Source organism: Kineococcus vitellinus (assembly GCF_009906315.1).
GTDB classification, from domain to species: domain Bacteria; phylum Actinomycetota; class Actinomycetes; order Actinomycetales; family Kineococcaceae; genus Kineococcus; species Kineococcus vitellinus.
Genome location: NZ_JAAALL010000289.1, coordinates 1 through 1,879, shown reverse-complemented (window position 1 = coordinate 1,879; position 1,879 = coordinate 1). Strand labels below are relative to the sequence as shown.

General features: G+C 59.6%; 1 rRNA gene. It reads right to left on the bottom strand.

Annotated elements, in window-relative coordinates:
* Positions 1-225: 225 nt before the first annotated feature.
* Positions 226-1,745 (bottom strand): 16S ribosomal RNA (locus GTQ99_RS19140).
* Between the last annotated feature and the right edge of the window lie 134 nt (positions 1,746-1,879).

Genomic DNA, 1,879 nt, shown 5'->3' with positions numbered 1-1,879 from the left:
GGTGCCCGGTCCCTCAGGACCCAACAGTGCGCCAGGCACCAGGAGAAGACGAACACGCGGCGTTCCACGCCCCCGCAACAGCAGAGACCGTACTGACCAGTGCCTTCGACACCTGGTGCCGTGTTGATGTTCCACCCTCGAGCACCGGCCACCAGACGTTCGCTGGCAGAAACCGGTCCACCCCAACCCCCCGCAGAAGGCGGGGAGCGGGCTGATGCTCCTTAGAAAGGAGGTGATCCAGCCGCACCTTCCGGTACGGCTACCTTGTTACGACTTCGTCCCAATCGCCAGTCCCACCTTCGACAGCTCCTTCCCTTGCGGGTTAGGCCACCGGCTTCGGGTGTTACCGACTTTCATGACGTGACGGGCGGTGTGTACAAGGCCCGGGAACGTATTCACCGCAGCGTTGCTGATCTGCGATTACTAGCGACTCCGACTTCACGGGGTCGAGTTGCAGACCCCGATCCGAACTGAGACCAGCTTTTTGGGATTCGCTCCACCTCGCGGTATCGCAGCCCTCTGTACTGGCCATTGTAGCATGCGTGAAGCCCAAGACATAAGGGGCATGATGATTTGACGTCATCCCCACCTTCCTCCGAGTTGACCCCGGCAGTCTCCCATGAGTCCCCAACCGAATTGCTGGCAACATGGAACGAGGGTTGCGCTCGTTGCGGGACTTAACCCAACATCTCACGACACGAGCTGACGACAACCATGCACCACCTGTACGCGACCAACTAAATGACACCCCATCTCTGGGATTCCACCGCGCATGTCAAGCCTTGGTAAGGTTCTTCGCGTTGCATCGAATTAATCCGCATGCTCCGCCGCTTGTGCGGGCCCCCGTCAATTCCTTTGAGTTTTAGCCTTGCGGCCGTACTCCCCAGGCGGGGCGCTTAATGCGTTAGCTGCGGCACGGAATCCGTGGAATGGACCCCACACCTAGCGCCCAACGTTTACGGCATGGACTACCAGGGTATCTAATCCTGTTCGCTCCCCATGCTTTCGCTCCTCAGCGTCAGTAACTGCCCAGAGACCCGCCTTCGCCACCGGTGTTCCTCCTGATATCTGCGCATTTCACCGCTACACCAGGAATTCCAGTCTCCCCTACAGCACTCAAGTGTGCCCGTACCCACTGCAAGCTCAGAGTTGAGCCCTGAGTTTTCACAGCAGACGCGACACACCGCCTACGAGCTCTTTACGCCCAATAATTCCGGACAACGCTTGCACCCTACGTATTACCGCGGCTGCTGGCACGTAGTTAGCCGGTGCTTCTTCTGCTCCTACCGTCACTTGCGCTTCTTCGGAGCTGAAAGAGGTTTACAACCCGAAGGCCGTCATCCCTCACGCGGCGTCGCTGCATCAGGCTTTCGCCCATTGTGCAATATTCCCCACTGCTGCCTCCCGTAGGAGTCTGGGCCGTGTCTCAGTCCCAGTGTGGCCGGTCGCCCTCTCAGGCCGGCTACCCGTCGTCGCCTTGGTGGGCCATCACCCCACCAACAAGCTGATAGGCCGCGAGCCCATCCCCAGCCGAAAAACTTTCCACCCACACCCGATGCCGAGGTGGGTCGTATCCGGTATTAGCCACCGTTTCCAGTGGTTGTCCCAGAGCCAGGGGCAGGTTGCTCACGTGTTACTCACCCGTTCGCCACTGATCCCCCTCCGAGGAGGGTTCACCGTTCGACTTGCATGTGTTAAGCACGCCGCCAGCGTTCGTCCTGAGCCAGGATCAAACTCTCCGTCGAAAAACCCCGACGACTGCGAGCAGCCGCCTAGATCCATAGACCTGCAAAGTTGACCCTCGGTCTCGAAAACCTCCACCCCCGCTGGCGAGCAGGAAGTGGAGGAACAACACCAAAGGAATCCCCGACCACCACCC